A 1,446-nucleotide genomic window follows, 5' to 3' on the forward strand; every position below is an offset into this window, starting at 1 on the left:
GTGACGAAGCTGCAAGGCGTCGACCGCAGCTCGACGGTCATCGAAGGCCTGAAGGCGACCGCCGTCTCCTCCCAGACAGGGCAGACGATCGATGTCGATGCCGCTCGCACCGAAGTGCATCTGCGCCAGAATGCCGGCGATCTCGATGGCGCGATTTCCTTTCAGGATGCAAATGCGGTCATCAAGGACTGGCCGCAGGTCTTCCCGCAGTTTTCCGCGAGCGCCGATCTCACACTCGCGGGCAAGGCGGGCATGATCGACGGCAGTGACCAGCAAGGGCTTTACGGGGCGAGCGGAGAGCTGCGCAAGGTCGTGGCCGACATCGGCAACGGCCGAGTGATGACGTTGACCGGCCCGTTCTCCTTCGACGAAAAAGGCTTTCTGTCTGGCAAGTTCAAGCTCGAAATCGAGAAACTGGGACCCTGGCGTGACAGCATGAAGAAGGCCTTCCCGGAGGTCGCCGATACTGTCGATACAGCTGCCAAGCTTCTGAAGGCGCTCGCAATCGGCGGGGACAGGGTTTCAGTCGATCTCGTCGTCAAACATGGCCTAGCCACGGTCGGCGGTTTCATCCCGCTCGGCGCTATTCCGCCGATCTGAGGCTCAGCTCTTCTTCTGCTCTTGCAGGTGCGGGCGGCCGAAGTCCGGCGTATCCACATCCTGTCCGGCCTGGATGATCGAACGGCGAACGGCGCGCGTGCGGCTGAAGAGTTCGAAAAGCTTGTCGCCCTCGCCCCACCGGATCGCCCGCTGCAGGTAGGCAAGGTCCTCGGAAAAACGCGACAGCATTTCGAGGATAGCATCCTTGTTGTGCAGGCAGACGTCACGCCACATCGTCGGGTCGGAGGCGGCAAGGCGTGTGAAATCGCGGAAGCCCGACGCGGAATATTTGATGACTTCCGATTCCGTCACGGTTTCCAGATCGTCGGCCGTACCAACAATATTGTAGGCGATGATGTGTGGAAGGTGCGAGACGATGGCCAGCACCTTGTCGTGATGCTCGGCATCCATCTCATCAACCTTGGAACCAAGGCTTTCCCAGAATGTGCGGAGCTTTTTCACCGCAGCTTCATCCGTGTCGGCGATCGGCGTAAAGATGCACCAGCGGCCTTCGAAAAGGCCGGGGAAGCCGGCATCAGGACCGGATTTCTCCGTACCGGCCAGCGGATGACCAGGAATGAAGTGCACGTGCGGCGGCATATGCGGCTGCATCTGCGCGATAACCGACGCCTTGGTGGATCCCACGTCGGTGACGATCGCGCCCGGCTTGAGGCTTCCTGCGATTTCCTTGGCAACACTCCCGGACGCGCCGACCGGCACGGAGACGATGACGAGATCGGCATCCGTGGCAGCTTCCGCCGCCGACGTCGTATAGCGAGTGCCGAGCTGCAGTTCCTCGGCGCGCTTCAACGTTTCAGCGCTGCGCGTGGCAATCACCACTTCATT

At 61.1% G+C, this 1,446-nt stretch carries 2 protein-coding genes; one reads left to right on the forward strand and one right to left on the reverse strand.

Annotation, left to right across the window (positions count from 1 at the left end; all coding sequences use genetic code 11):
* On the forward strand, positions 1–600 hold a 600-nt coding region (locus ACPYOI_RS35675; RefSeq protein WP_481424125.1), incomplete at its 5' end, for a DUF2125 domain-containing protein.
* 3 nt (positions 601–603) lie between these two features.
* Here the strand turns inward: ACPYOI_RS35675 and ACPYOI_RS35680 are convergent.
* A partial coding sequence (locus ACPYOI_RS35680) for a prephenate/arogenate dehydrogenase family protein (RefSeq protein WP_481424126.1) occupies positions 604–1,446 on the reverse strand: 843 nt, incomplete at its 5' end.

This window comes from Rhizobium sp. SVR5-2C (assembly GCF_056755115.1).